The sequence below is a fragment of the Opitutaceae bacterium genome (genome assembly GCA_015075305.1).
GTDB lineage: Bacteria > Verrucomicrobiota > Verrucomicrobiia > Opitutales > Opitutaceae > UBA6669.
Window position 1 is genome coordinate 173,157 of sequence record JABTUS010000006.1, and the last position, 25,750, is coordinate 198,906.

28 protein-coding genes are annotated in these 25,750 nt (G+C 61.1%); 23 read left to right on the plus strand and 5 right to left on the minus strand.

From position 1 onward, the window contains the following. Positions 1-74: 74 nt before the first annotated feature. Together HS122_12875 and HS122_12880 are read left to right on the plus strand one after the other, a co-directional pair. A complete protein-coding gene (locus HS122_12875; protein ID MBE7539291.1) occupies positions 75-1,535 on the plus strand; it encodes a hypothetical protein in 1,461 nt (486 codons plus the stop codon). 17 nt (positions 1,536-1,552) lie between these two features. Continuing rightward, positions 1,553-2,599, plus strand: a complete 1,047-nt coding sequence (locus HS122_12880; protein MBE7539292.1) for a hypothetical protein — start codon at positions 1,553-1,555, stop codon at positions 2,597-2,599. Positions 2,600-2,708: 109 nt separating this feature from the next. Here the strand turns inward: HS122_12880 and HS122_12885 are convergent, their stop codons facing one another. Beyond that, entirely contained in the window at positions 2,709-4,259 is a 1,551-nt protein-coding gene (locus tag HS122_12885; protein ID MBE7539293.1) for a GH3 auxin-responsive promoter family protein, read from the minus strand. A 237-nt stretch (positions 4,260-4,496) separates the two neighbouring features. Here HS122_12885 and HS122_12890 point away from each other — a divergent pair, with 237 nt between their 5' ends. From HS122_12890 to HS122_12960, 15 genes are all read left to right on the plus strand, one after another. Beyond that, positions 4,497-5,291 (plus strand): RNA pseudouridine synthase, encoded by a 795-nt coding sequence (locus tag HS122_12890; GenBank protein ID MBE7539294.1) that lies wholly within the window; start codon positions 4,497-4,499, stop codon positions 5,289-5,291. 58 nt (positions 5,292-5,349) lie between these two features. Then, the gene (locus HS122_12895) at positions 5,350-5,877 is read left to right on the plus strand and encodes a gamma carbonic anhydrase family protein (GenBank protein MBE7539295.1); all 528 of its coding nucleotides are present in this window, start codon (positions 5,350-5,352) and stop codon (positions 5,875-5,877) included. Between the two features lie 1,006 nt (positions 5,878-6,883). Beyond that, complete coding sequence (locus HS122_12900) at positions 6,884-7,207, plus strand: hypothetical protein (protein ID MBE7539296.1); 324 nt, start codon at positions 6,884-6,886, stop codon at positions 7,205-7,207. Positions 7,208-7,215: 8 nt separating this feature from the next. Beyond that, a complete protein-coding gene (locus HS122_12905; GenBank protein ID MBE7539297.1) occupies positions 7,216-7,542 on the plus strand; it encodes a hypothetical protein in 327 nt (108 codons plus the stop codon). A gap of 126 nt (positions 7,543-7,668) precedes the next feature. Further along, positions 7,669-8,001, plus strand: coding sequence for a hypothetical protein (locus HS122_12910; GenBank protein ID MBE7539298.1), 333 nt, complete (start codon positions 7,669-7,671; stop codon positions 7,999-8,001). Between the two features lie 452 nt (positions 8,002-8,453). After that, positions 8,454-8,984 carry a putative Ig domain-containing protein gene (locus HS122_12915; GenBank protein MBE7539299.1) on the plus strand — a complete coding sequence of 177 codons (531 nt, stop codon included), beginning with the start codon at positions 8,454-8,456 and terminating at the stop codon, positions 8,982-8,984. A 469-nt stretch (positions 8,985-9,453) separates the two neighbouring features. After that, positions 9,454-9,636 carry a hypothetical protein gene (locus HS122_12920; protein MBE7539300.1) on the plus strand — a complete coding sequence of 61 codons (183 nt, stop codon included), beginning with the start codon at positions 9,454-9,456 and terminating at the stop codon, positions 9,634-9,636. 117 nt (positions 9,637-9,753) lie between these two features. After that, complete coding sequence (locus HS122_12925) at positions 9,754-9,984, plus strand: hypothetical protein (protein ID MBE7539301.1); 231 nt, start codon at positions 9,754-9,756, stop codon at positions 9,982-9,984. Positions 9,985-10,028: 44 nt separating this feature from the next. Then, a complete protein-coding gene (locus tag HS122_12930) occupies positions 10,029-10,643 on the plus strand; it encodes a hypothetical protein (protein MBE7539302.1) in 615 nt (204 codons plus the stop codon). A 63-nt stretch (positions 10,644-10,706) separates the two neighbouring features. Then, positions 10,707-10,892: a hypothetical protein gene (locus HS122_12935; GenBank protein MBE7539303.1), complete on the plus strand. Its 186-nt coding sequence runs from the start codon at positions 10,707-10,709 to the stop codon at positions 10,890-10,892. Beyond that, entirely contained in the window at positions 10,889-11,302 is a 414-nt protein-coding gene (locus HS122_12940) for a hypothetical protein (GenBank protein MBE7539304.1), read from the plus strand. Before HS122_12935 ends, HS122_12940 begins: the two co-directional genes overlap by 4 nt. Beyond that, the gene (locus HS122_12945) at positions 11,250-12,167 is read left to right on the plus strand and encodes a hypothetical protein (GenBank protein ID MBE7539305.1); all 918 of its coding nucleotides are present in this window, start codon (positions 11,250-11,252) and stop codon (positions 12,165-12,167) included. Before HS122_12940 ends, HS122_12945 begins: the two co-directional genes overlap by 53 nt. 13 nt (positions 12,168-12,180) lie before the next feature. After that, positions 12,181-12,780, plus strand: coding sequence for a hypothetical protein (locus tag HS122_12950; GenBank protein MBE7539306.1), 600 nt, complete (start codon positions 12,181-12,183; stop codon positions 12,778-12,780). Positions 12,781-13,573: 793 nt separating this feature from the next. Then, on the plus strand, positions 13,574-16,261 hold the full coding sequence (locus HS122_12955) for an RHS repeat-associated core domain-containing protein (protein ID MBE7539307.1): 2,688 nt from the start codon (positions 13,574-13,576) through the stop codon (positions 16,259-16,261). 2 nt (positions 16,262-16,263) lie between these two features. Continuing rightward, entirely contained in the window at positions 16,264-16,599 is a 336-nt protein-coding gene (locus HS122_12960) for a hypothetical protein (GenBank protein ID MBE7539308.1), read from the plus strand. A gap of 31 nt (positions 16,600-16,630) precedes the next feature. Here the strand turns inward: HS122_12960 and HS122_12965 are convergent, their stop codons facing one another. Continuing rightward, on the minus strand, positions 16,631-16,894 hold the full coding sequence (locus HS122_12965) for a hypothetical protein (GenBank protein MBE7539309.1): 264 nt from the start codon (positions 16,892-16,894) through the stop codon (positions 16,631-16,633). A gap of 56 nt (positions 16,895-16,950) precedes the next feature. Continuing rightward, on the minus strand, positions 16,951-18,120 hold the full coding sequence (locus HS122_12970) for an IS4 family transposase (protein ID MBE7539310.1): 1,170 nt from the start codon (positions 18,118-18,120) through the stop codon (positions 16,951-16,953). A gap of 9 nt (positions 18,121-18,129) precedes the next feature. Here HS122_12970 and HS122_12975 point away from each other — a divergent pair, with 9 nt between their 5' ends. The 6 genes from HS122_12975 to HS122_13000 all read left to right on the plus strand — a co-directional run bounded on the left by HS122_12975 (position 18,130) and on the right by HS122_13000 (position 21,577). Beyond that, the gene (locus tag HS122_12975; protein ID MBE7539311.1) at positions 18,130-18,486 is read left to right on the plus strand and encodes a hypothetical protein; all 357 of its coding nucleotides are present in this window, start codon (positions 18,130-18,132) and stop codon (positions 18,484-18,486) included. A gap of 448 nt (positions 18,487-18,934) precedes the next feature. Then, a complete protein-coding gene (locus HS122_12980; protein MBE7539312.1) occupies positions 18,935-19,153 on the plus strand; it encodes a hypothetical protein in 219 nt (72 codons plus the stop codon). Then, entirely contained in the window at positions 19,137-19,661 is a 525-nt protein-coding gene (locus HS122_12985) for a PIN domain-containing protein (GenBank protein ID MBE7539313.1), read from the plus strand. The genes HS122_12980 and HS122_12985 overlap by 17 nt, the downstream gene beginning before the upstream one ends. After that, complete coding sequence (locus HS122_12990; protein MBE7539314.1) at positions 19,616-19,831, plus strand: transposase; 216 nt, start codon at positions 19,616-19,618, stop codon at positions 19,829-19,831. Before HS122_12985 ends, HS122_12990 begins: the two co-directional genes overlap by 46 nt. Positions 19,832-19,977: 146 nt before the next feature. After that, positions 19,978-20,655, plus strand: coding sequence for a MazG family protein (locus tag HS122_12995; protein ID MBE7539315.1), 678 nt, complete (start codon positions 19,978-19,980; stop codon positions 20,653-20,655). Beyond that, positions 20,630-21,577, plus strand: a complete 948-nt coding sequence (locus HS122_13000) for a tyrosine recombinase XerC (protein MBE7539316.1) — start codon at positions 20,630-20,632, stop codon at positions 21,575-21,577. Before HS122_12995 ends, HS122_13000 begins: the two co-directional genes overlap by 26 nt. A 13-nt stretch (positions 21,578-21,590) precedes the next feature. On the opposite strand, the gene HS122_13005 is transcribed toward HS122_13000, so the two are convergent. Together HS122_13005 and HS122_13010 are read right to left on the minus strand one after the other, a co-directional pair. Further along, on the minus strand, positions 21,591-23,894 hold the full coding sequence (locus HS122_13005) for a hypothetical protein (GenBank protein MBE7539317.1): 2,304 nt from the start codon (positions 23,892-23,894) through the stop codon (positions 21,591-21,593). 22 nt (positions 23,895-23,916) lie between these two features. Next, the gene (locus HS122_13010; protein MBE7539318.1) at positions 23,917-25,593 is read right to left on the minus strand and encodes a hypothetical protein; all 1,677 of its coding nucleotides are present in this window, start codon (positions 25,591-25,593) and stop codon (positions 23,917-23,919) included. Positions 25,594-25,750: the final 157 nt, after the last annotated feature.

Below are 25,750 nucleotides of genomic sequence, written 5' to 3' on the forward strand. Positions count from 1 at the left end.
GTTGAAAACGAAAAGGCATTGTCGGTCTGCGTTCCGGCTTTTCTCATCTGGCTGATCTCGCTCTCCAGCGTCGAATGGATTCCATCTTCTCCCATCTGGGCCGGTTCCACCCCCTTGTGGTCCATCTGCCGATCGGCATACTTTTTCTTCTGGCGGCTGTGGAGGTGCTTTCATGGTTTCCCCGTTTCCCTCGGATTCCTGACGGAGTTCGCAGCACAATAATTTTTCTTGCGGCGGCTTCAGCAATCGTGGCGTCGGTGCTGGGCTGGTGGCTCGCTCGCGGAGGGGAGTACGATGCGACAATCCTCGATCGGCACCGCTACCTGGGCATCGCGTCCGCAGCCCTCGCCTTGTTGATGCTGGCCCTTCACCGGCTTCGGTGGCGGGGAGTCTATACGGCGGGGTGGATCACGACGGTGCTGGTTCTTTCGCTGGCGGGGCACTATGGCGGCTCGCTGACCCATGGCGCGGACTTCCTTGTGTTTGATTTTGGGCGAAAAGCGGCGCCGATGGACATCACGAAGGTGAGCGTGCTTGCAGGAGCAGTGCGTCCCATTCTTGAGCAGCGCTGCTTTGCCTGCCATGGAGCGAGCAAGAGCAGTGGCGAACTTCGCTATGATTCATGGGACGCCATGACAAAGGGAGGGAAGAATGGTCCCTCATTCAAGGCAGGTGATGCCTCGGCAAGCCTGATGATCCAGCGGGCGCATCTTCCACTCGAAGCGAAGGAACACATGCCGCCCAAGGGGAAACCGCAGCTTTCGGAGGATGAGCTGACGGTGCTCGAATGGTGGATCGACAGCGGTGCGTCGAAGGACCTGACGCTTGCCGGCGCGGATCTGCCGCCGCACATCACGGATATGCTTGCGGGGCGCTTCCCGGCGCTTCGTCCACCGGTGCCGGATCGCGCCGCATCGCTTGCAGGCGCGGTCGAACTAGAGCGCGCGCTGGGCATAATGATCAGGCCGCTGGCGGTGGACAGTCCCTGGTTTTCGGCCAATGCCCGGCAGGCCGGCGGAAGCTTTGGCGACGCCCAGCTCAAGGCGCTCGAACCGATCGCACTGGCGCTGGCGGTTCTCGATCTTGGGGAAACCGCTGTGACGGATGAGGGGCTTGGCTCAGTTGCCGCCATGAAGAACCTGCGCAGGCTGAATCTCGATCGCACGCGCATCAGCGATGGGGGACTGAAGAATCTTGCTGGCTTGAAGCAGCTCGAGTATCTCAATGTTCATACCACCGCAGTTACAGATGCCGGCATTGCGGCGCTCAAGCCATTGAAACAGTTGCGTTCACTCTACGTCTGGCAGACGAAGGTCACCCCGGCTGCGGCTGAGGATTTGGGTACGCAGCTCATGGATCATCGCCGCATTCGCCGCCTTGAGGACAAGATCGGGGATCTTCAGAACGAGATTCGAAACCAACAGTTCAATGCGAACTTTGGAACCGGCGCCGGCACGCCCGCGAAGCAGGGGGGCGGGCCGCATGCGGCCGAGACAACCGCGGCGCTCGGCACTGCTCCTCCACGCCAGCCGTGAACTTTTCAATTTCCCCTATGCAAACACGCAGGTCATTCATCGGTCAGGTCGCCGCTACAGCGGCTCTCAGCTCGTTGCCCGCTCCTTTCATCCGCGCTTCACAGGGCCGCCCCCTCGTCGTGGGTTCCGGCGAACACACCTATGAGTGCGTTCACGACTGGCTGCTTCCCCCGGAGGGCATGGTCTGGGGCGACACGCACGGCCTTGCCCAGGACAGCCAGGGCAACATCTACGTTGGCCATACGGTCCACAACTCGAGCATGCGACCCGAGACGGTGGTGGTCTACGATGCCTCGGGCAGGTTCATCCGCGCGTTCGGAGAGGAGTATCGCGGAGGCCAGCATGGCCTCGATATTCGCAGCGAGGCTGGAACCGAGGTGATTTACATCTGTGACACGACGCGTTCGCGGGTCGTGAAGACTTCGCTCACCGGCGAGGTTCTGTGGTCGCATGGATATCCCCGGGAGGACCCCGCGTATTCAGCCCAACCGATCGCGTTCGTTCCCACCAATGTCGCCTTTGCGCCCAATGGTGACTTCTATATTGGCGATGGTTACGGTTCGTATCACATGATGCGATTCTCCAAGAATGGGAAATTCATCGGAGAGATCTCCGCTCCGGGCAAGGGTGACGGTGAGCTCAGCAATCCCCACGGCCAGTGGGTCGACACCCGCGGCAGCGAAGCGGTGCTCGTCGTTGCCGATCGCGGCAACCGGCGGATACAGACGTTTACACTCGACGGAAGGCACCTGAGGACGATTCAGGACGAGTCCCGGCTCCGCATGCCCTGTCATTTTCACGTTCGCGGAGACTGGATGGTGTGTCCCGATCTCGACAGTCAGGTTTGCATCCTTGATCGTGACTACAAGGTCGTCGCGCAACTCGGCGATGGACGTGAGAACAACGGGAAGGTGGGCTCGCGTCGTTCGCAAAAACGCTCGGAATTCACGCCTGGCCAGTTCATCACGCCGCACGATGCGATCTTCCTGCAGAACGGCGACATACTGGTCGCGGAATGGCTGCCAATCGGACGCATCACATTGTTGAGGAAGGTTGCGGGCTGAAGCCGCATTCTGTCTGACCCGACGAGACTCGGACCGCCGTGGATTTCACGGCGGCTCTTTCGTGCAATGAGACAACCCTCAGCGAATCCAGCCGTCGGTTCTCAGCGGATCACGCGTCGTTGGAAAAGCGGGCAAGCAGCGAGAGCTCTTCCGCCACATGACGGTCGCTTCGACAGCGTGGCATGCGCCCGAGGCCGCCCCATTTGCCTGCCGTACGCATCCATTGCTCGAACAGACCGGGCATGACGAGACGGACGACGGGAGGTTCGAAGTTGCGACCACTGCGCTGGGTGGCGTAGTCGCTGTTGATGCGCTGAAGCTCGGCATCGAGTTCCGCCGCGATGACCGGCCCGGTTGGCGTGACCACGGTGGGAGTCTTCAGTTCAATCCACCATTCGTGCCGGCCGCGGGAGGTGCCACTGGCGGGGGCATCTGAAAAAAGCGGGGCGACGTGAAAGTTGACGATCGTCCAGCCGTGTTGCTGGCAGACCGAAAGAAGTGCATCCGTCAGTTGCTTTTCGATCACCTGCTCCCCGAAAAGATTCAATTGGAGCTTGGTGCGTCCAACGTAGATCAGGCGAGGGATGTCGGTGGAGACGAAACGGACGACATCTCCCATCACATAGCGGCAGAATCCGCCCGGCGTGGTCATGACGAGAGCGTAGTCGACTCCAGTCTTCACCGCCGAGAGCGGGATTGTGCGGTTTCCGAGCGGCCCGAGGCGTGCGTCGACGTACTCGCGCATCGGCAGAAACTCGAAGAATATCCCGACATCCGTCATGAGGCGGAGGCCGAACGTCGCATCCGCATCCTGGGCCGCAACGAAGCCTTCGCAGGACGGATAGACCTCGTGAAAATTGACGTGTGGACCGAGCATCGACCGGATGCCGTCCGCAAACGGGGCGATCGGCACGCCGCCGTGGACGAGACATTCCAGGTTTGGCCAGACCGCCTTCAGATAGGTCGGCCGGATCTTTCCCTGCACACTTCGTGCGAGGACCGCTTCGCCGAGCGACATGATCCAATTAGGAATCCCGCCGAGAAGCGTGATGTCCTTTCCGGCCGTGCGGTCGGCGATGGCATTGATTCTCTGCTGCCAGTCGGAAATCCGGGCGATGTCGTCGCCCGGCTCATAGTACATCTCGTCCGCCCATTTGGGGAGATTGAGCGTGGCGATTCCGCTGAGGTCGCAGCCAAAGGCGGTGTGACCGTTTCCGCCGTCGATGGGGGTCGGCGTCGCCGAGCCACCCAGGTACAGGTGCCGTCCCTGAAGGACTCCCGTGTGGCCCACTCGGGCGGTGTAGTAGAGCAGGGACTCGCGACCAGCCTTTTGAAAGTGCTGGAGCAGGGCCTCGGTCATCGGAATGAGTTTGGCTCGACCGAACGTGGTGCCGCTCGTGCTGGCAAAAAGAGAACAGGTTCCCGGCCAGAGGATGTTCGGCTCGCCCGCCTTGATCCGATCGATGTAGGGATGAAACTCCTCGTAAACGCGCAAAGGCACCCGCCTTCGGAAGACGTCATAGGGCAGTGTGCCGTCGAGTTCCGAGTCCTGACCGAAAGCAGTCCCGGCGATGCGTTTGATCAACTGCTTGTAAGCTGTCTCTTGGGCGCGCAACGCGCTCGTCCCTGTCTTCAAGCGACGCGAGATTCGCGTGGTCATGACACTCGCGCCGAATTGTATGAATTTGCGTTTGATGACGGACATACCGTACTTATCGGCCGGGTGGGAACCCGGCTGGCCTTGCCGGGACGCGACGTTTTGGCGGCGCATCCGGCAAACCCTTTCAATCGGTCAATCAACACGTTGCATTCATCCGTCTTCGCGAGCCATTCGCTAAGAATTTGTCAATATTTGGAAGGTTTGAGTTTCCTTTGATTCCACGCCATTCGCTCTCGGATGCCATTGCCGCCGATCATCTTCATGGACTCCTCCATGATCGCCTTCAACAAGCCCAGTGGCCTGCTGGTTGCTCCCGACCGCTGGGACAAGACGCGGGAGAATCTTATGGGAAACGTGCACGCGGTCATGGGGAAGGGTGTGGCAAACGTCCATAGACTCGATGCGGACACAAGCGGGGTCCTGCTCTGCGCGGCGACGAAGCCGGCGCTGGATTTCCTTAGCGGACAATTCCAGTCAAAGGCGGTGACAAAGGTTTATCATGCGCTTGTCGTGGTGCCGCCTGCGGAGGAGGCGATGAAGGTCATTCCCGTGGTTCGCGACGATTCTGGTCTCCTTCCCGACTCCTTTGCAGTCGATCTGGCGCTCGATCGAGATGAGGCGCATCCGGGTCGCATGCGGGTGTTCAGGAGAAAGGGAGGCAAACCCTCGTCGACGGAGTTTCGGACGCTGGAGCGCTTCGAGTCGCCGCGCGGGAGGAGGTATGCATGGGTGGAGTGCCGGCCGTTGACGGGAAGGACCCACCAGCTGCGGGTACACCTCGCCGCGGCGGGCGCGCCGATTCTTGGAGACAGGTTCTACGGCATTCCCGAAGTGCAGTTGAAGCTTTCAGAGCTCAAACGGGGATACAAGAACCGAGAGGAGGAAAAGCCCCTGCTGGAGCGGCTGGCCCTCCATGCGAGCGAACTCACGGTCACGCACCCCGGCACGCGGGAACCGGTCACCTTGCGCGCTGCTTTGCCTCACGAATTTGAAGTAGCCCTCAAGTACCTCCGAAAGTTTGCCCCACGCTGAAGGCAAGGACGCGCGACGCGTCCTTGCGAATCACCCGCGCGCAGACAAGCATGGACTGATGACAATTCAAGAGCGGTTGGAGCGACACCTCGCCAAGGTTCCGGATACGGCCCGCGCCCTCTGGGTCGCGCCAAACGCCACGGTTGTTGGTGATGTCACGCTCGAAGCGAAGACCAGTGTTTTCTACGGTGCGGTGCTTCGCGGTGACATAGCGCGGATCATCGTGGGGGAGGGAAGCAACATCCAGGACAATGCCGTCGTGCATCTGGGGGATGATCTCGATGCGATCATCGGCCGGTGGTGCACGATCGGCCACAGTGCGATTGTGCATGCCTGCACCATTGAGGATGAATGCCTGATTGGAATGGGCGCCACGGTGCTGGACGGAGCAGTCATCGGTGCCCGCAGCATCGTCGGCGCCGGTGCGGTTGTGAAGCAGCGAATGATCGTGCCGCCCGGTTCGATGGTCCTCGGAACCCCCGGGCGCATCGTCCGCTCGCTCAGCAGTGAGGAGATGGCGGGGCTGCGCCCGTGGGCGGAAAAGTACACTCACGTCGCCTCCGCCCACGCCGCACGCAATCGCTGAGTCGTGAATTTTTGATAAGGGACAGGCTGCGACGCTCGCCCGAGCATGCCTCCGAGCCCCAACGGGACGAACCAATCTCAGCCCATGGCAACGCCATGGGTTCAGAGGTGCACCGCCGATAGGGACAGGCTGTGCCGCTCGCTGGAGGATGCCTCAGCCCCAAACGGGGCGAACCAACCGCAGCCCATGGCAACGCCATGGGTTCAGGGACCAACAAAAATCAAGAGCCCTGAAAGGGCGGCCCAAACACCCGTCGTCGGAACCAAAACGCTCACAATTCTTTCATCCTTGTCGCGCGAACCACGGCGTTGGGGACAGACTGATGTACGGCTGGATGGGGACAGGTTGTTATTCCGTCTTGAAGCGTTTGGGATGGCGATCGTTGCTCTCGGCAAGCGTTGCGGTTGCATCAAGTGAGAAAGTCGGTGCGCGAAAAAACTTTCACAGAAGTTTCCGAAGCTCACACAATTGGGGCGAAGAGAAAAAAGTTTCATTGCGGACCCTGAGGAGTACAGGCTGATCTCGCTGCGCACCAAGGCTCTGATCTCTCCCCCCGATCATCGCGTTCACAGAGGCTTGGTGCCGCACCCCCTGTTCGGGGGGGGGGGGGGGGGGGGGCCCCCCCCCCCCCCCCCCCCCCCCCCCCGGCCCGGCGCCGGCCCCCCCCCCCCCCCCCCCCCCCCCCCCCCGCCCCCGGCCCCCGGGCCCCGGTCCGCGGCGGGGCCCAGGCGAAGAATTGGGAGAGTCTGCCTGAAGCGCAAAGTCAGCGCTTTCACGTCTCCGGCACAGCTTCGCGAACGGGGTTGTGTTCGATCGCGCAACTCTTGTTTCTCGCCTTCGGCTTCTGCTGCCACTCAGCCGTCGCTCAAAACGCGCTGATCGCGTTCGTTGATCCTCCTGTCAGCACCTATTCGCCACCGAGAGTGACGGTCATGGTCCGTCCGGATGGGACGGTTTGGAACTGGGTACGTGGGCTCTTGGGCGGCCGATTTTGCTGCCTGCCACCGTGAGCGGCTTGACAGGAGCAGTCGCCGTCTCATCCGGACAGGCGCATGTCCTCGTCCTGAAAAGCGACGGATCCGTGTGGAGCTGGAGAAACAACGCTTCCGGGCAGTTGGGCGACGGCACGACCACCAGTCGGACAAGCCCCGTGCGGGTGTCCGCTGACCAGTGTCGTAGCAATCGCCGCAGGTGGCGATCACAGCCTCGCACCTGCGCAGCGATGGTACGCTCTGGGCATGGGGACTCAATCCAGCGGAGAGTTGGGCGATGGAACCACCACCAACCGGACCTCCGGTCCAGATTTCGAGTCTGTCTTCCGTCGCGGTGATCGCGGCGATGAATCATTCACTCGTCGCAAAGTCCGACGGGACCGCACGGGCATGGGGCGCAAATACTAATGGAAAACTCGGGGATGGAACAGCCACGAACCGCACCTCACCGGTGCAGGTTAGCGGACTGACAGGAGTTGTGGCCGTCGCCGCGGGCGGGGAACACAGTCTGGCGGCCAAGACCGATGGAACTGCGCGGGCACTGGGTGCAAACGCCTCCGGACAGTTGGGGATGGCACAACGACGACGCGCTGGTACGTCGGTCAAGTGTCGAGCCTGTCAGGCATCACGCTTGTTCCGCGCCGGAAGAATCGAGCTTCGCAAGGAAGAGTGACGGCACGGCATGGGCTTGGGGTGGAATGGTTACACCAGCTTGGTCTCGGCGGTGGCGGAAACCGCACAACCGCCGTGTCTATTCCGGGCTGACAGACGTCGTTAACCTTGCCGCAGGGAAGATTCAATGGCGCGGCAATCCCTCGGAAATGATTCTGCGCGAGTGTGGGGCGACAACTCCCAGGCGCAGATTGGCGATGGCACAACCACCGCGCGCACGACGCCGGTGTGGCCGATCTTCTACAATGCGCCCGACCGTCTGCTGGAAAAATTTGTCTGCATCCAGGAGAACCTCAACTATACCGCGGACACCGTGCACCCGCTGCCATCGGGCACCTACCGCATTGTCGTCAGGGGTGGGGTGCCGGGGGTGGTGGCAGTCTTCCGCCCTACAGCCAGAATCTTGGCGGCGGCGGTGCGTTTGCGAATTTTCCTGGAGCGTCAGGTGGCTCCTCCGTGACTCTCACTCCGGGCCGCGGGCTGCTTGCAGGCGGCGAGAAAACCAGGTTCTCCTACGCCAGCCCTCCCTGTTGCGACGATCGCGGCGGAGGAGGTGCAGGCACCGCTGCCAATGCCCACGGTGGCGGGGAGGCGCAGCGTCCGGTGAAACAGCGGGCCGGGCTTGGGTTCGTCAGGAGGAGGCGGTGCCACCTCGAGCGCCAATGGAAACAATGGACCGGGCGACTCCAGTTCGCCGGATGGCAATCCCAACTACCGATACGGTGGCGCAGGCGGCGAAGGCTACTATTCAGGAGGCTCGGAGGCAGCGGAACGACCCAAAGAGTGGCGGCGGTGGTGGTGGCGGCAGTTCAAAATCGACACCGCCTGCTATCCGACGGTGGTCATCGCGAAACAGGAGGGACAACCGGATACATCCCGGAGAAGTCGCCGATCCCGACTACCCCGGAAGCAATGTCGGTTACGGAGGATCCGATGGCAAAGGCGGCAACGGAGCCATCGTTCTGCTCAGCTACTCAAAGACAGCGCCGCCGCTCGTCACCATTCCCCTGTCGGCCACCTGGACAATTGGTCAGCCGCTCAGCTTTTCAACTGACGGCGACAAACTCCCTCGCGCATTATGCGATGACGAACATCCCGCCGGGTCTCAGCCTCAACCGGGGCACCGGGCTGTTGACGGGCACTCCGACGGCGACGGGCGTCTACAATTCGACGATCACTGTCGAGGACGCTTATGGCACGGGGCAGGCAAACGCGGTGGTGGACCATCGCCTTACCGGGATCCGACACGGTGTCGCCTTCGGTGCCGTCGGATTTTCAGTTCGAAACCCTGTCGGACACCTCGTTTCGCCTGATGTGGCGGGCCACCGACAATGTCGGTGTCACGGGTTACGAGGTGAGGGCGCAACGGCACGCTGTACGAATCGGTATCCTCAGCGAGCAGCATTGTCTCCGGCGGCACCGCGGGTCTCACCTACACCATGACGGTGCGCGCCCGCGATGCGGCGGGCAACTGGTCCACATGGAGTGCCGGCTACAATGTGCTTCAGGCACGATCGGCGCACCACCCCGCCAACCGCACTCAACTACGCCGATCGCACGGACACCTCGATCACGCTCATCTGGGCGGAATCGACCGGGTCCCCGCCGGTTGTCGCTTATGCCGTCTATCGCGGCGGACTCCAAATCGCAACCGTCGGCGACCGGGTGTACACCGACACCGGCCTCTCGGCGAACGTCGTCCTACACCTACCACGGAAGGCGCTAAATTCAGCAGGCATCCTCTCGGCTGCGAGCGCTGCGCAAAACATCTCGACGACCAACGACACCTCGACCGACAGCGATCACGACGGGGTGCCGAACGCGTTGAAGCCGTGCTCGGGCACGAATGCGAACAGCGCGAATCCCAACGATTCCGGCAATCAGACCCAGTTGAAAATCAACCAGCCCCAAAATGAAACTCCGCGCCGCTCTTTCCTCCGCCTGCCTCGTGCTCGCGGCCACGCTTTCTCTTCGCCGCACCGCCGGAAAGTCCCCGGCCCTGCTCGACACCCCGAAATCAACGCACGCGGGCGCGCGCCCTGCAGAGGCCGACATGCCGCAGCTTCAAGCCGCGCGCAGCGCTCAGTTCAGGTGACATCACCGAAAGGCAAATCGCCCTCGGAGGTTTGGTGAAATCCTCCCAGGCTCCGCAGGCTGGCACCGGGAATGGCCGGGAGCTTGTCCAATCTGGCTGAAACATCGGCAAAGCCCGATGGCAGAATCAGCCCGCGCACGCTTTCCAGAAGGCGGAACTGCATCTTCTGGAAGCTTTCAAGCACAGACGCCCCTGCAGAAGGCCGGTGTCCAGATCGCCCTCGGCGCACTCTACGAACGGCGACTCGCCGACCGGACAAAGGCGCGCGAAGCCTACGAGGCGGCAGCCCGGCTCGTCTCCCGAGTTTCCGGCGGCGACCGAGAATGCCGACAGGCTCCGCAGGACTGAAGCGTACTACCAAGGTGAGGTCGCCGCCAAACCGCGCTGATCCGATGAAGTCGCCCCATTTCAATGTCGTTTCGGCTTGCCGATCAGCGGCCCTGCTCCTGCTTGGCGCAGGCTCCACCAGCTCCCTCCATGCGGAGGCGGAGGTGCCGCTGCATGTCCAAACCACAGCCTATGGGACCGTGCGGGGCAATGTGACCCTGTCCGGTACGTTCCTGCCAACGCTGCCCAACGGCAAGCGATGCCTACCGGACGGACAGCGCGACGGCGGATTCCAACAACGCTGGTCCCTGTGGCCGCGATTCAACAACACGAAGGTCGAACTGGGCAAGAGCTACACGGTGAGCCTGTATGGCGACTACTTCGAGTATGCTCAGGTCAGCATCGTCGTCCCGCAGGTTTCGCGCGGTGATCGACAATCAAGTGAGAACCTCGGCCGTCGTGCTGGGCGACTTTGTATTCAGAATCGAGCCGCTGCGCCAGCACCAGGCTCGCCGGATACGCCTCCGAGGTGTCGAGCGTGGGTGTGCTCTGGAGCCTGCCCTTGGGAAAACTGTCCAACGGTGGTTCGGCGGGGAGTTGGTTTTCTCGGAACAGGCCTCCAGAGCGACTGGAAGGATCTGCTCCTTGAGGGGAATCAGCTACGAATCCACCTCGGATGAGGTGCAGGTTTTCAGGGTTCCCCAAACCGGAAAAATCACCGATGTCCTGAGGCCGCAGTTGGCGTGAAGATTGATCGCAACACTTACAACGGCACGACGGATATCACCTGCTATTCGTCCGTGAATCCGTACTATGTGCCCAATGGCACACCCCAGATTACAGGTCCCATTGTCGCCACCTATCGCATGAAAAGGAGCCACCGCGACCTCGCTGAAAGATCACCAAACGACCACGATCACCGAGGGTGATGACGCTCTCCCGTTGGGGGCTGGCCCAACTACCAGTGGGTGAAAACACCGTGGACCAAACTGAATACGACCCGTTGAAGGAAATCACGACCCAGTCGACCGGCGTCAGCGGCGGGCGGACGGAATCGGTGGCTGTCCGAGTTCCGGGCGGCGCAGCATCTACAATCTCGCGCACCTATGCAGACTCCAGTGCCGGCGAAATCCTGACCGCAGAAACCGTTGGTACCAGCAATGCGCTGACCGGCAGCTTTTTATTACACAACTCCGAGCGCGGCAACACAGGGCAAACTGATCTTGGCCGCGCTTGGAACCGGCGGATGGGTGGCCAGCGACTACTGAACCTACCCCGGCTACGGCATGGTGAAACGAACGTACAAGCCCTATCTCGATTCACCGGCGACCGTCACTAAGAACCCGTCACTTGGCGAGGTGACGTATTACGAGTATGTCTACAATAGCTTCAACGGACCACCGCGGGTCTCGCTCGCGGGCAAAGCATCAATGGGGTGGTTGTCTCAAGATCCTGGCACCTTTGCCTACACCTTCGCCTATCTGGCAAGTTACGTCACGGAAACCCGCCAGACATCCGTCGCCTCCGGACAGACGCTGACGTCCGTCACCAGCACCTACGCGCCGGCATCGTCGTTCCTAGGCAACATGCCCCGATCGGCAAGCGGCCCCGATGGCGTCAAGAAGTCCTATCACTACGCGATGGGCACCTTCGCGAACGGCACCTTCACGGGATCGAGTTCGGGCACGGACTCCTATTCGGCGGTGATCACGGGCTGCGCGACCGCAAGCTCCGAGACTGCGTCCTCGCCGTACAACGACCCCGCCGGATACGGCATCACGGGAGCTTTGGTCCAATTACCTCGTGCCCAACAAGTCGACCATGGAGGTGTCGATCCGCGATCGTCGCGCCTTGGTCCTGCGCACGGAACTGCACTGCCACACGGGAAGCGGCTGGCAGCGGGTGAGCCACGAGGACTTCACGTACAACGACAGCGCGCCCTGACCTCCAGCGTCAAGAGCAACGGCGCCACGCAAAGCAGCGTTTACAGCGGTCAGCAGAAGACGAGCGACACCGATGAAACCGGTGTGACCAAAACCTATAGATACGACAACGCGGGCCGCCTGATCCGGGTGACGCGCACGGGCTTTGGCGGCATCAATGCGCTTTCGACCGCCTTCACCTATGACGCCATGGACCATGTGCTTTCGACAACGACCGGGTGGGGGCACAACAGAGACACTGGTCAAATCCGCGACGTATGACGATGCCGGTCGTGTGATTTCCGAGACAGAGCCGGGCACAGGTGCCGTGACCCATGCCTACAACGTGCCTTCCCGCACGCACACGATAACGCGTCCCGATGGATCCACCGTCATCGACCAGACCTACCGCGACGGCCGCCACGGCCTCCCACACGGGTACCGGCGTTGTTGCGGAATACTACGCCTTTGGTGTCGAAACCGACGGCCGCACTGGTCGAGAAAGGATGTCGGCCTGTCCACCTCCACCCGCTGGACCAAGGCGTGGAGCGACTGGGCGGGCCGGGCGACCCGCTCAGAGCGGCCGGCGTTCACCGGCTTGCCGAACCTCGTTGAGGAGAATTTCTATGACGCAACCACCGGCCGGCTCTACAAGACAACGAAGAGCGGCTACGCGCCCACCCGGTTCGAGTACCATGCCCTGGGAGAGGTGAAACGCAGCGGACTCGATGTCGACGACAACGGCCTTGTGCCCGCGTCGAACGATCGCATCGAGGAGAGTGAGACGATGTTCGAGTCGTTCGAGGGCGCTGGTGGTCAAGGCGGAGAAACGCCGCTACCTGACCGCCGGAAGCGGCACGGTGACAAACGGTCGAAATCGCACGCAAGCGCCTGACGGGCTTTCCGCGAATCGGCAGAGCGAAACACAGTCGACCGATCCCAATGGCAACGTGACCATCGCGTTGGTCGATGTCGACCGCGCCGGACGCACTGTTGTGCGCACGACGAGCCGCGTCGGAATCGCCGGCAAACAGGTCGAAACCACGGTCAATGGACTTCCGTCCGTGCGCTCGACTTCAACGGACTGCTCATGTCGACCCAGTATGACGGGCTCATGCGCGCGTTCCGCAGTGATCGATTCGCGCGGCAATGCAACCCGCACGGCCTACTACACTGGCTCCGCCCTGAAGCAGAGTGTCACCGACGCCGCGAATCACGCCATCGCCACCTACGGCTATGACACACTCCGGACGCGTCATCTGGCAGGCGGATGCGCTGGGTCACCTGACTCGCACGAGTTACTCCCTGCGTGCACAACCCACCGCACCGGGGCGGTGGCACTTATCCTGTCGAGTTTGGCTGACGACGCCCGTTTGGCGATCGCACGAGCCAGAGCACTTTCCGGGGCGGCACGGGCTGGGATGGCGCCACCTGGCCCGGAAGCCCCGGCACAGCCGACACCACGACTGGACATGACGACGCGCCCTCCGGCCTCAACACGACCAAGACCGACCCCTCGGCCGCGACGAGCGTTACACCAGAATCTCCGCGGACAGCTCAACACCAGGAGTGGTCCCGGCTGGTGACGATCGGTCCGGCCGCTGGTCAGCGTCAAAACGACCTACACCTACAGTGCCACCACGGGAGAACAGACGGCCATCGCCTACAACGACGGCCTCACGACGGATTTGACATACGCCTATTCGCGCACCGGCCTGCCGGACACGATCACCGACCGCACCGGCACGCGGACATTCACCTATCATCTGCCCTCGTCGACAGTGGTGGCTGAAGCATTGCCGACTGGCTACTTCGGCGGACGAAAGATCCTCTACAAACGCGAGTCGGTGCTCGCCGGTTTGATCGGACGGCCTCTCGGCTACAAACTCGGCGCCGTCGCCCTGCCATCCCAGGACCAGGAGGTGACCTACGGCTACGAAAATCTCGACAGGCTCACATCCGTCAGCGTCGGCACGGCGAATGCGAGCGCGTGGAACACCTTCCGCTACACCTATCGAGAAGATTCGGATCTGATCGAGACGCTGACGGTGGACAACAATCCCTTTGCCGTGACGCGGACCTATGAGGAGGACCGCGACCTGCTGACGAGCATCGAGTCGAAGTCCGGGAGCACGATCTACACGAAGTTTTCCTACACGTACGATGCGCGCCGTTTCCGCTCGACGGTATTGAAGGAGGGCACGGCGTATGCCGACTATGGCGACGCCACCAACCGCCAGTTTGCCTACAATGGGCGCGGGGAATTGACCGCCGGCATCGGCTACCTTGGCACGAATGTGGCGAGCCAGGCCGCGCCGCTGCCGGGTCGCCGCCATGAATACGCCTACGATTCCATCGGCAACCGACAGTGGTCCAACAGCACCGGCGTCAGCGGGCTGCGCGACGACTACACGGCCAATGCGCTGAACCAGTACGTGGCGCGGGAGAACAACACGCTATCACTCTCAGGTACGGCGACCACCGATGCCGTGGTGGCAGTCAAGGGGCGGACGGTGACGGCGGGGAGACAGGGACGGTTCTGGAGCGATGAGGTGACGGTTTCGAACGTGCTCGGTCCGTGGGCGGGGCCGCTGTCGGTCTACGCCACGAAGTCTGCGGGCGGGAGCAATGTGATGCGCATCGACTCGCGCGCGGCGCAGTTGCCCGCGGTGGCGCAGAGCTTCAGTTACGACCTCGATGGCAACACGCTCTCGGATGGTATCTGGGACTACCAGTGGGATGCCGAGAACCGCCTTGTCCGACTGGAAACAAGCATCGCTGCAAGAGGTGCCGGCTTCGCGCATCGCATCCTCAATTTCACGTATGACTACCTCGGACGCCGCGTCCAGAAACAGGTGATGGACGGCGTCACGTCGACAGAGCTGTCTTCCCAACGCTTCATCTACAACGGCTGGGACGTGATCGCGGAATATTCCGTGGCGGCGGGCACAACTTTGGACAAGCTCCAGCGCACCTATGCGTGGGGCATTGACCTTGCGTCATCGCTGACAAAGGCTGGCGGCGTGGGCGCCCTGCTGCAATTCGCGAACACGCCAACCGGCCAGACCTACCTGCCGACCTACGACGGCAACGGCAACGTGGCGTCCCTCGTCAACCTCGGCACCGGAGCCCTCGCGGCCGCCTACGAATACACCCCCTTCGGCGAAATGCTCCGCGACGAGGTGCTGGACAATGCCGTCAGCACGTATGCGTTAAAGTTCTCGACCAAGTGGCGGGATGCGGAGACCGGCTGGTCGTATTATGGGCGGAGGTACTATGACGCAAGGATGGGGCGGTTTATTGGAAAGGATCCAATTGGGGAGGAGGGTGGAATCAATCTGTATGGATTCTGTGGCAACAACTCGGTTGATCGCTGGGATGCGTTGGGGATGGATACAATGTATCAGGATGGGCAAGGTGGATTCACAGGAGGAAACAAGGTAGTAAGCGACAACAGCTTCATGAATTTACTGAAGAACTACACCGACCAGGACTATCCCGAAGGGACCGATGTGGGAGCAAGCTTCGGGTACGTAGGCACAAAAGTCATTGGAGGTCGCAAGACGGCGTTTTTCATGGTGATTTCCAATGGCAATGCGACGTCAACGGTTGTGCGCGTCAGCCGTGAGCAGGTCATGCGGGCGGACCAGTTGAGTTTCGCGTCCGTTCTCGCAACCGGGATTACTGCAACCAATTCCTCCCCCGTGGAAATCGCCACCGCCGGTGGGTATGATCGCGGTGGCAGTTCTTTGTTCGTCGGAGGCGACGGCGTCCAGGTGCTCGTGGCCGCAAACGGTACCGGCGGTGACAGTCTCGCATGGGACGTCACGAAAGCCGCTCTCGGCGGTGCTGCTGACTACGCCAAGGGACTCCTCTGGACCGGGCCGAAAGGCCTAGTCACCGGGCTCTACAACGCCATAGTTCACCCGATTGATACCGTGACTGGTGTCTATACTTTCGTGAGGGCAGCGGTAAATGATCCGCTTGGCGTGGGCGAAAACATCGCGGACGCTCTCGGCAACACGCTGTCGAATCCAGAAGGCATTGGCACTGCCGTCTTCGGAGTTGTCTCTTCGCTTGCGCCAGCTGCGCTCGCAACGAGATCGACCAGTTTCTTTGAGGGCACGAGCTACACCGCGAAGGTATTGAGCCAAATGGAGGGCGGTGTTGGGGAGTTCCATTCGTTTCCGCGAGCTGTTGAGGCGTTTGAAGATGCGGGGAGTGTGCGGACTTTTTTAGGGGGCGATGGTGTGCAATACCAAATGCTGGAAATCCCTGGCTCCTATTCTGGACAAGACGGATTTTTTCAGTTCATCAAGGATGCGGATGGGGCCATCAATCATCGGCTCTTTGTCCCAGGACCCGGAGGCGGTTAATCATGATGCACGCTACAGACTTCTTCGAATTATTGGAAGCGAAGGGCGTTCCTCTCCAGGAGCTCGGAATTCGTGACATCGGACTCAGGCTCAAAGATGCGTTGCTCGCCGTTCAAAAACTTCGCGAATCCTCCGTGCCAATCTTGGGAGGCGATGTCTACGTGAAGCGCGGCGACAAGATTCAGCTTGCTTACGCGAATTGGCATTGCGACCCCATGCTTGGTGAGCCCTACAGTGAATATCTCGCCCGAAGCTGGGCCACGACTGAGACCTACATCAAAGCTTATCCTCAATCTGAAGATGCTACGGTGCTATTTGCTCTCGTCATCGGAAAATAGTCATTCCGACAAGGGTGTCCAATGTGGGAGGCTAGGAATGTGCGTAGGAGCGGGCCAGGACAGGCAGGATCTGCGATAGAGGGGCGCTGGAGAACCAGTAGGAGCGAAGCCATCGGATGAGTTTTATACTGCATTGTAGAGGCTGGAATAGCTTGGTTAGCAGGGCTGAGACGGCGTACCCTTTTTTCCGGGCAGCGGCAGCGTGTTCGGCGAGCCTTTTTTCGCGACGTTGCAGGCCGGCTTCGTTGCGAATCCGATAGTCGTTTTCCAAGTGCACCTCAAACAGCTCGAGCAAGTTGTGAGCCAGGCAAAGGAACTTCGCCTGGATGGTTTTCGCCCACGGCTGTCCAGTTATGACCAGTTGATCTCCAACTGTTTAGGAATATCGAATGATGGATTGCTTGTATTGACTTTCGTAAACAGCTCTTGCAATGGAACTTGCTCAAGCGATGAGACACTGACGATTTGCAAAATTTCATAGAGCGACACCGAGAGGTTCTTGCGCTGCTTGGCAATGGCGACGAGCAGGTGGGCGCACAGTGCCGACCAGATTTGGATGCCGACGCCGTTTGGCGAATTGCTGAAGAATCCCCGCAGGCGCAGGTGTTGTTTGAGCCATCGAAAAAACGTCTCGATGCCCCAGCGACGTCGGTAGACCTGAGCAACGACAAATGCCTCGAGCGCGAACCAGTTGCTCAGGAACACCAACGCTTGACCGCTTTGTGGATCGACATAGCTGATGCGCCGCAAAGGGTCCGGATAGTCCCGCCGGCCTTTGCGCGAATTGAGCCTGATGGTCTGATCGCAGCGCAGGCCCACCGTTTTGTCGACCGGGCGCGACTCGCCCACGTAATAGCGGATTCCGCTCTTGAGGCGTGTGACGAAGAACGCTCCGGCCGCGTGCAACTGGTGCAAGCGCAGAAAGTCCACGTAGCCGCGATCCATCACGTAACCGCTTCCAGGATACACCGGGATGTCGTCCAGCGATGCCACCTCGTGCCGATTCCCCTCGTGGAGACTGGCAAAAATTGGAATGTCGTCGCGCAGGTCCAACAGCACGTTGAGCTTCACCGACGCTTGCTCCTTCTGCCAGCGCGCCCACGGACACAGCGCCAGGCTCAACTCGATCACGGTTGCGTCCAGAGCGAACAGGTCCGCTTCCAGCCCCAGTTCGAACGGAGATTCCGCATAGAGGCGTCGCGCCCGACGCATGAGCACTGCTGCGATTTCGGCAAACACACGCCAGTCTCGGTGTTCGTTGGCGTAGGCCAGATTCGTGCGCGTCACCCGGCCCCGGATGCCCATGTGGTAAGCGCGGGCCGAGCGCGATCCCAGGCACGCCTCGATGCCGCGCAAACTTTCCCGATAGGTCAATTGGGCGAAGACCATCGCCGCAAAATGATCGTAGGCACTCAGCGATCGCGATGCCCGGGGCATTGGGAAGCGCGCAGCCGCGCGCGCCAACTCCATTTGATTCAGGCCCGCGAGAACTTGAGCAAAGACGGTCGGGGGAGGATTCATTCCCGGCCCATGATGGCCGGAAATCCCAATCCTCAAACCATGTCGGCAACACCTCGATCTTTGCGCTACTCATCAAGCCGGCGTAAGTTACGAATCCGACTCACACGCTTAACTGGACAGCCGTGCGAAGCAGGTAACAATTGCGATCCAACGGATGCGATCAATGGACTTCTCGCAACAATCAATCCACATGCGGATTTCGTTCGCTCGGTGATTGAGTCGGGCGGTAGGGCAGAAATTTTGGTGTGGACAATCTCCTCCGCCGATTTTGGTGAAGTGTTTCCCAGCGACGTGCTATTGAGCTTAGGCAAGTTGGGGATCGGGTTGTCGTTCGACATTTATTTTGACGACCCGACGAAACCCTGACGTTTGCCCATGCCTCGAAGGAGGAGATTTATTGGGCATCACCTGATGCGACCGCGGAATATTTGGACCGGGTGCTTGGAACAGACCGTATGATCGTACTCGGAGTTATTGTCACTGGTTCGCTGTTGGGTGCTTATGCTTATGACCGTCAAGTCCAACGGAAGGAACCTCCGTCAAATCAGTCCACTCCCCCTGGTTGGAATGATCAGTGGGAATACAGGCCAAACTCAGACGGCAATTATCGATGGCACGACCCGAACGGTGGCGAGTGGCGTCGTCACGATCAGGATAGGTGGCATCCGGCGCCGCATTGGGATTACAATCCGTGGAAGCAATGGAACAGCCCGTGGGAAAACCGTCACTCCGGTTCATACCGTTTCGATACTGCGGGGCTTTTCTTCCAACACCAGCTTGACGAGGTATACCCAAATGGGTTTACTTATTTGGCGTGACTACGATTGCCACAAAAATTCCGCTTGAAACCAAGGCCCGGGCGGCTGCGGTGGCCAAACGCCGCCGGATGAGCCTTTCCCTCCTTTTGCGCACAGCCTTGGAGAACGAGATTCGTACCGAAAAGCCCCGGACCTGGGGCGAGCGCTTCGGGTCCCTGCGGGGCATGGTCAAGAACACCCCAAGGGACCTTTCCGAAATTGAAGGTTTCGATTGAGACGATTCTGGACACGGGGCCACTTGTGGCCTGGCTCTGCCAGGCCGACCAGCATCATGCCTGGTGTTCGAGGATTTTTTCCAAACTCCCGCTCCCGGTAGTGACCTGCGAATCGGTCATCGCCGAGGCGGCGCATCGGCTCAGAAAGTACGGCTCTGGGGTTGAGAGCTTGTGCCAGCTCCTCGAGTCCGGAGAGCTCAAGATTGAGACGATCGCCGATTTGCCCGCGGCTGCGTCCTTCATGCGCAAATACGAGACCGATTTTGCGGACGCATCGGTCGTGTGGCTCTCCGAGCAGCACCCCAGGGCAAAAGTGTTCACGGTGGATTTCAAGGATTTCACGGTCTACCGCCGGTTCAAAAACCAAATGATTCCTTTGGTTGAGGTGGACCCCGAAAACTGGACAGGACGGATCGTTGACCGAAACTCGAAAAAGCGATCCACATGTCCAAGAAGAGAAGAATGCACAGTCCGGAGTTCAAGACCCGCGTTGCGCTTGAAATCCTGATGGGCATCGAACCAATGCACGTCATCGCATCAAAATACCAGGTGCACCCTGTGCAGGTGACAGAATGGAAGAAGGAATTGCTGGCGGGGCTGCCCGAGGTGTTCGAGCGAAAGAACAAAAGGAAACCCGTCGCGTTCGGTTGCCCCGCTGATCCGACGTCTTGGGTATGACGCGGACCATGTGAGGAACCTTGGCTTGGGCGATGCAGCAGATGATCGGTTGGCCCCGCGTGATCGTCCCTGGCGCAAGGCGCTGGACGTGATTGCGGATGATTTGAGTAGCATCCCGAAACCGGATGTCCTGAACTGACTGCCACATGAGTGCCATTGACGAACTGCGTCAGACGATCGCCCGCCTGCGGGGGCCTGGCGGCTGTCCCTGGGATCAGGAGCAGACCCACGCCTCGCTGGTCCGGTGCCTGATCGATGAAGTGAGTGAATTGATCGAAACGATCGATTGCATGGACCTGCCGCACATGAGGGAGGAGCTGGGGGACGTCCTGATCCAGGTTGTCTTCCACGCACAACTCGCGGAGGAACGCGGAGCGTTCACCTTGGAGGACGTTGCGCGCGAGGTGAATGAGAAGCTGATACGCCGGCATCCGCATGTGTTTGGTGACGGTGCGAAGCTTGGCACGGCATCGGATGTGATCGTGAAGTGGGAGGAGATCAAGGCGCGCGAAAAGGCGGAACGACCGGCCGGCGGCAAGGCTCTCTTCAAGAATCTGCCGCCGCGTCTGCCGGCTTTGATGTTCGCGGAGGCCGTCTGGAAGCAGATCGGGAAGAAGAAGCTTTCGGCTGAAGGAGTCGTGGATCAGGCTGCGGTCAGGCGGCTCGAATCGGATCTCAGCGAAGAGAGTCTCGGACGCAGGCTCTTCGAACTGGCGGCGGCCGCGCGTGCACGCGGTCTCGATCCCGAGGGCGCGCTCCGGCTGCATGCGACGCGCGTGATGCGCGACATCGAGGCCAATGCCCACACGCCGGCACTTGCCTGAACCGCCCCCGCAGGATGTGATTGTCCAATGGTGGGCGCCTTTCGAGGCGTTTCTTTCCGGGGAACGCCGCTATTCTCCGTACACCCGCCGGAACTACCGTCAGGCCTTTGAGGATTTTTATCGCTGGGCGAAGTCAACGGCGCTCTGGGAGCGGGGTGTGGGTGCGCTTACGCCGAGGGATGCCAGGGATTTTGTCATCGAAGGACAGCGCCGGTTCAATCGTCGGACACTTCACAATCATGTTTCGGGACTTCGTGCGTGGCTGAACTACTGGCGCCGGCAGGGAGTTCTGGCGAACAATCCCTTTGCAGGCGTTCCGCTTCCCAGGCTGGAGAAGCGACTGCCGCAGTTTCTGACAGAGGACCAGATGGTGCGATTGCTGAAGGGACCGCAATTGCTCCTGGAAAACGAGTCGATCGATGCTTTTACCGCCCGGAGGGACAGGCTCGTCATGGAATTGCTCTACGGTGCGGGGCTGCGCGTCAGCGAGGCGGCGGCGCTCAATTACGGGGAGATCAACCTGCGCGAGGGTGTGGCGCGAGTCAGGGGAAAGGGCGGAAAGGAGCGCTTGTGCCCGATGGGGGAAATCGCCCTGGATGTCTTGAACCAGTGGCGGACCGAACATGCAGGTCGAACTGGCAATGGTGATCCAATCCTGGTCAATCAGCGCCACGAACGCCTCACGGTTCGCGCCATTCAGATTCTCTTGAAGAGATACCTTTCGCTGGCGGACCTGCCGCTGGATCTGACGCCACACAAGCTGCGTCACAGCTATGCCACGCATCTCCTGAACGCCGGGGCCGACCTGAGGCTTGTGCAGGAACTGCTCGGCCACGCGCGTCTGGATACAACCCAGATCTACACGCACGTCACGGCGGCGCGATTGAAGGCGGTGTACGCCAAGGCGCATCCCCGCGCGTAGCAGCGCATCGCTGCTACCAGGTCAGTCGGCGTGCGGAGCTGTTTCCCGCGCTGTCGTAGATGACGACCTCCACATTGGTGGAGGGTGCGAGGCGGGACAGCGGGGTTTCCAGGATGAAGGTTTCCTCCCGACCGTCGCGAATGCCATCCGCAGGCTGTTCAACGGTTTCGACAAGGCCGTTGTTGAAGCGGAATTCAACGCCCTCGAGCAGGGAGAGATTGTCCCGCCCCTGGACAGTCACCACCAGGTTGTCATCCTTTCGTGTCGCGACTGCGCGGACGAATTCAGGCGGGGTGCGGTCAATGACGAGATCATCCGTCTCGAAGGTGGTGGTGAGCCGTTCGGCGGGCGGCCGCGGCGACTCCTCGCTGACCACCAGCCGGGTGAAGTAGGTGCCATCCGGCAGATGGGATGTGTCGAACTGTGCGTAGGACGCATCGATTTGCACCGCGACATCAGTCCAGCGCGCGTCGCCGTCTTTCCGCAGTGAAAAGGTGGCGGCGAGTTTGTCGCCGTCGGGATCGTTCAAGGTCCAGTAGGCGATCTGCATGCCAGGGCTCGGGACGACGGCGGAAGATAGGAGGGAATTCCGCCGTTTCTCCTCGGGCGCGTCCTTTCCCCGGCTGATGATCTGGCCGAGCGTGATGGATGCCTGGGGGGCTGGTTCAGGTGCGGGCAGAAGCGCGAAATTCGCGGCAAAGAGCCGGAAGTCGGTGAGCGTGGGGCGGCGGTTCTGCGGGAGAAAATACAGCGCCGCCTTGTCGATCTCCATCGAGGAGGGAGTCTCCGCAGGCAGTTTCAGCCTGAGCTGTACGTATCGTCCGCGAACTGCTGATGAAGCCTGCCAGCCTCCATCGTTCTCCGGGAGCTTCTCCCACGGTCCCCATCCCTCGATTTCGTCGCTGCCGAAATTCGCGCGGAGGGAGAGATTGACGGCCGCATCTGAAACGTCGCGGAGTCGGTTGAAGCGCAGCGCGCCGAGGCGCGCCGGGATTCCGACATCGAGCCGCTTGGTTTCCAATTCACGCGACCCCGCCGCCTCGAAATCGATCAATGCCAGTCCCGGGGCATTGTTGCGCACCGCCAGGAGGCGGTGTGAATCGATGGCGGCCAGTCCGCTTATCTGGGAGGAGATGCTTCCCGGAAAGGTCAGCGAGCGCCGTTGCCGGAGGTCGTAGCCGGCAAAATCCCCGTGCTCACCGCCCGCAACGAGCAGGGTTTCTTCGCGGAGACCCAGCTGGTAGATCGCAACGCCGCTCCGCGACAGGATGGTTTCGGGAAAACCACCGCCTCGGGGGATCCAAACGACCGAGCTGCGTCCCGTGAAGCGCTCCTGCGGCGAATCCGGTGAGGAGGGAGGTCCTGATGCCGTCTCCTTCTCCGTCGCGGACACCGGCGAAGGCGGCGGACGATTGATTCGGGACGGCGCGTTGCCCGAACCTGAAAACACGAGGGCGGCGTAAATGTCCCCGCCGGATGCGACCAGGATGTCCGAAACCTCGGCATCGCGATTTTCAAGCAGGATGCGCGGCGGGCCGCCGTCATGGGAAAATGAATACAAATTTCCCCTGGGAGCCGATCCTGCTAGAATGTCGCCGTTCTCGAGCAGGGCGAGCTTGCGGAGGTTTCGGTCCCTGACCGCGCCGAGGAGCGTGACGCCTCGTTCCGCAAGGATCCTTTCGTCCGTGATTTTTTCCGTCGTGACGCCCCCCGAAGCGAACTTTCGCAGATTGATGCGGTAGATCCGTCCCGGATTTCCGGTGGCGGCGACAACAGTGCCGGAATCCTGCAGCTTCAGGTCGAAGATCGAGTCGACCGGAAGCGAGATGCCGGCCGTGACCCTGCCATCCCTGACGAGTTGAACGGTGCCCCGGGGTGAGGTTCCCGCAAGGAGGCCGCCGTCCGGCAGCCGCAGCACGGCGAACACATTGCTGTCGTTGAGCCGCACAAGCTCCCGACTCGAGTAGAGGGGGTTCTCCGGATTGAACGTGATTTCGAGCACCCTGCCTTCCGGTCCCGTGCCCAGCCACCACCGGCCTTTGCCTGCGGAAGTCAGCGCCCACAGTAGATCAGCGAGAGGCGGCCCGGTGAGATCCGTGAACTGCGGTCCGGCTACGATCCGGCCGTCAGAGCGTGTGGCCAGACCCTTGAGCGACCGGCTGGTTGTGTCGCGGTAGAAGTCGATTTCCATCTGTTTCGACAGCGGATCGGCCGGAAGGCGTGTCGAAACGATCAGCAGCGGTGCAAGCAGCGCCGCAAGCGCAAGGCGGGATCGGTTGCGAATGCGCGCCGTTTGGCGAAAGAAGGTGTGGGACATGCGTCAAGGTAAGGTGGACGGGCTACTCGGAGACCGAGAACGGCCGCCGGATGCTGGCGTTGATCAAGCGGTCGGAAAAGACGTGGCTTTCCCAAAGGGAGACCTCGAGATCCTGGTGCGCGAATCGGGAGTTCGAACCGCCCCGGGTGATGCGCTCGATGGATCCGGGAGGATCGAGCAGCCTGGCATTCTGATCGAGCAGGGCGTCCGCCCGCTCAAGAATGGCGACATACAGGCCGTCCGGCCTGCGTGTATTCTTAAGTGCAGCCAGATACTCTGAAAAGGTGCGCAGATCCGTGGTGATCGCGGTGCCGGCCTTGCCTGTCGCCTTGTCCAGTTCCCGGCCGTTCATGACGACAAGCTCCAGGTTCCTGCCGATCCATCCGCGCGGGATTTCACAGGATACCCTTTCAGTGAGTGCCGCTCCCTGATGGTCGCGGCCTGAGAACTGGAATGTAACGGTGCCATCGGCTCTTGCGCGCGTGGCCGACGGCTGAAACTGGTCTAGGTAGGCCCAGGGGCGGTTCGCCAGGGGCTCGATGTCCACGGCGACGGATTCCGGAAACACCTTTTCGAACGGATTCTGGAGTGTCGCGTTGAGCGACTGCAGGAATTCCGCAAGCCCGGCTGTGAATCCCTGGGGGCCTGCATAAAGCATGCTGGTTTCGAGCGGCTTTTCGCCGGGAAACGAGACGCGGGTGGAGACCTTGAAGCCCTCGACGAAACCGGCGTCATTGGAGCTGACCACCGCCTGGGTTACGCCAGCCGCGACGACGAGCGGTGCAAGCTGGGGATGCCGCACGCTTGAGAAGCGCAGCGTGCGGTTCGGAGTGACCACTTCTATGGGAATCATCGCCGGTCCTGGACCGAGTTCTCCGGCAACCCCGGACAGGCGGTCCTGAAGCAGCGTGCCTATCACGGGACCGACATTGGATACCTTCATCGAATTCAGGTTCGAAGGAAGAATCGTGACGATATCGGCCGAGCACATCGCCAGCGCCACGTCTCCAATTCCGAGCATGGGATGTCCAAAGGCTGTGACCCGGCTGCCTTCAACGCGTGAAACCGTGCCCGTGCCAGCGATCGTGATGTCCCCGACAGCCAGCGCGACTGCCACGGATTCGCCGGCTGTGAGGGTCCGGTCGGCGTTCGCGGGCGAGCCGGAAGCCGGCGGTGAACCTTGGGGCGTGGATCCGCCTATCGACGTCGTTGCCAGCCCAATCGCTTGAAATCGAGGAGCGAGCAGTTCCGCCACCTGGGGAGAAAGTCCGGTGAACGAAAAGACCGGATTCAGCGGTTGAAACGGCTCATCATCAGTCGATCTCTGCCGGATTGCTGAAGCCTTCCCGCCGACAGGGGACGGGGTGAGCGGGACGATGCCAACTTTGTCCGCAACCTCGGTGAGATCACCGACGGGCGTGAATCCGGCATAGCGCACGGTTTCGAAGCGCTGCACCTGATAGCTGAGGGCGCCTGCCAGGCGGCCGTGGATGTAGAGCGGACTGCCGCTCATGCCGGCGACCGCACCCATGCTCTGCACGCGAGGATCGGTGAGCTGGCATAGAATCAGCGCCTTGCCCGGGCCGAGCGCATTCCGGATGATTCCGGTGACCTCCACGGAAAATGGCTCGGGCGTGTTGCCGCGGAATACCGTCCAGACCTGGCCCTCCATGCCGGGCTTCAGATCGTCGATTGGCATTGATGGTGCATCGACTGGCTGGGCCGACGAAAAGGGCCTCGCGTCCTGATCAGCATGGCATACGGACGAAACACCCGGCCAAGCGAGGCATGCGAACGCGACTGCGCCCGAGGTGAATGCATGCTTCGCCCATGATCCGAAGGGAGTCTGGATGAAC

Coding starts and splice junctions, on each gene's coding strand:
- HS122_12875 (MBE7539291.1), top strand. CDS start 75: ATGGATTCCATCTTCTCCCATCTGGGCCGGTTCCACCCCCTTGTGGTC.
- HS122_12880 (MBE7539292.1), top strand. CDS start 1,553: ATGCAAACACGCAGGTCATTCATCGGTCAGGTCGCCGCTACAGCGGCT.
- HS122_12885 (MBE7539293.1), bottom strand. CDS start 4,259: ATGACCACGCGAATCTCGCGTCGCTTGAAGACAGGGACGAGCGCGTTG.
- HS122_12890 (MBE7539294.1), top strand. CDS start 4,497: ATGCCATTGCCGCCGATCATCTTCATGGACTCCTCCATGATCGCCTTC.
- HS122_12895 (MBE7539295.1), top strand. CDS start 5,350: ATGACAATTCAAGAGCGGTTGGAGCGACACCTCGCCAAGGTTCCGGAT.
- HS122_12905 (MBE7539297.1), top strand. CDS start 7,216: ATGAATCATTCACTCGTCGCAAAGTCCGACGGGACCGCACGGGCATGG.
- HS122_12910 (MBE7539298.1), top strand. CDS start 7,669: ATGGCGCGGCAATCCCTCGGAAATGATTCTGCGCGAGTGTGGGGCGAC.
- HS122_12915 (MBE7539299.1), top strand. CDS start 8,454: ATGTCGGTTACGGAGGATCCGATGGCAAAGGCGGCAACGGAGCCATCG.
- HS122_12920 (MBE7539300.1), top strand. CDS start 9,454: ATGAAACTCCGCGCCGCTCTTTCCTCCGCCTGCCTCGTGCTCGCGGCC.
- HS122_12925 (MBE7539301.1), top strand. CDS start 9,754: ATGGCAGAATCAGCCCGCGCACGCTTTCCAGAAGGCGGAACTGCATCT.
- HS122_12930 (MBE7539302.1), top strand. CDS start 10,029: ATGAAGTCGCCCCATTTCAATGTCGTTTCGGCTTGCCGATCAGCGGCC.
- HS122_12945 (MBE7539305.1), top strand. CDS start 11,250: ATGGTGAAACGAACGTACAAGCCCTATCTCGATTCACCGGCGACCGTC.
- HS122_12960 (MBE7539308.1), top strand. CDS start 16,264: ATGATGCACGCTACAGACTTCTTCGAATTATTGGAAGCGAAGGGCGTT.
- HS122_12970 (MBE7539310.1), bottom strand. CDS start 18,120: ATGAATCCTCCCCCGACCGTCTTTGCTCAAGTTCTCGCGGGCCTGAAT.
- HS122_12975 (MBE7539311.1), top strand. CDS start 18,130: ATGATGGCCGGAAATCCCAATCCTCAAACCATGTCGGCAACACCTCGA.
- HS122_12990 (MBE7539314.1), top strand. CDS start 19,616: ATGCACAGTCCGGAGTTCAAGACCCGCGTTGCGCTTGAAATCCTGATG.
- HS122_12995 (MBE7539315.1), top strand. CDS start 19,978: ATGAGTGCCATTGACGAACTGCGTCAGACGATCGCCCGCCTGCGGGGG.
- HS122_13000 (MBE7539316.1), top strand. CDS start 20,630: ATGCCCACACGCCGGCACTTGCCTGAACCGCCCCCGCAGGATGTGATT.
- HS122_13005 (MBE7539317.1), bottom strand. CDS start 23,894: ATGTCCCACACCTTCTTTCGCCAAACGGCGCGCATTCGCAACCGATCC.
- HS122_13010 (MBE7539318.1), bottom strand. CDS start 25,593: ATGCCAATCGACGATCTGAAGCCCGGCATGGAGGGCCAGGTCTGGACG.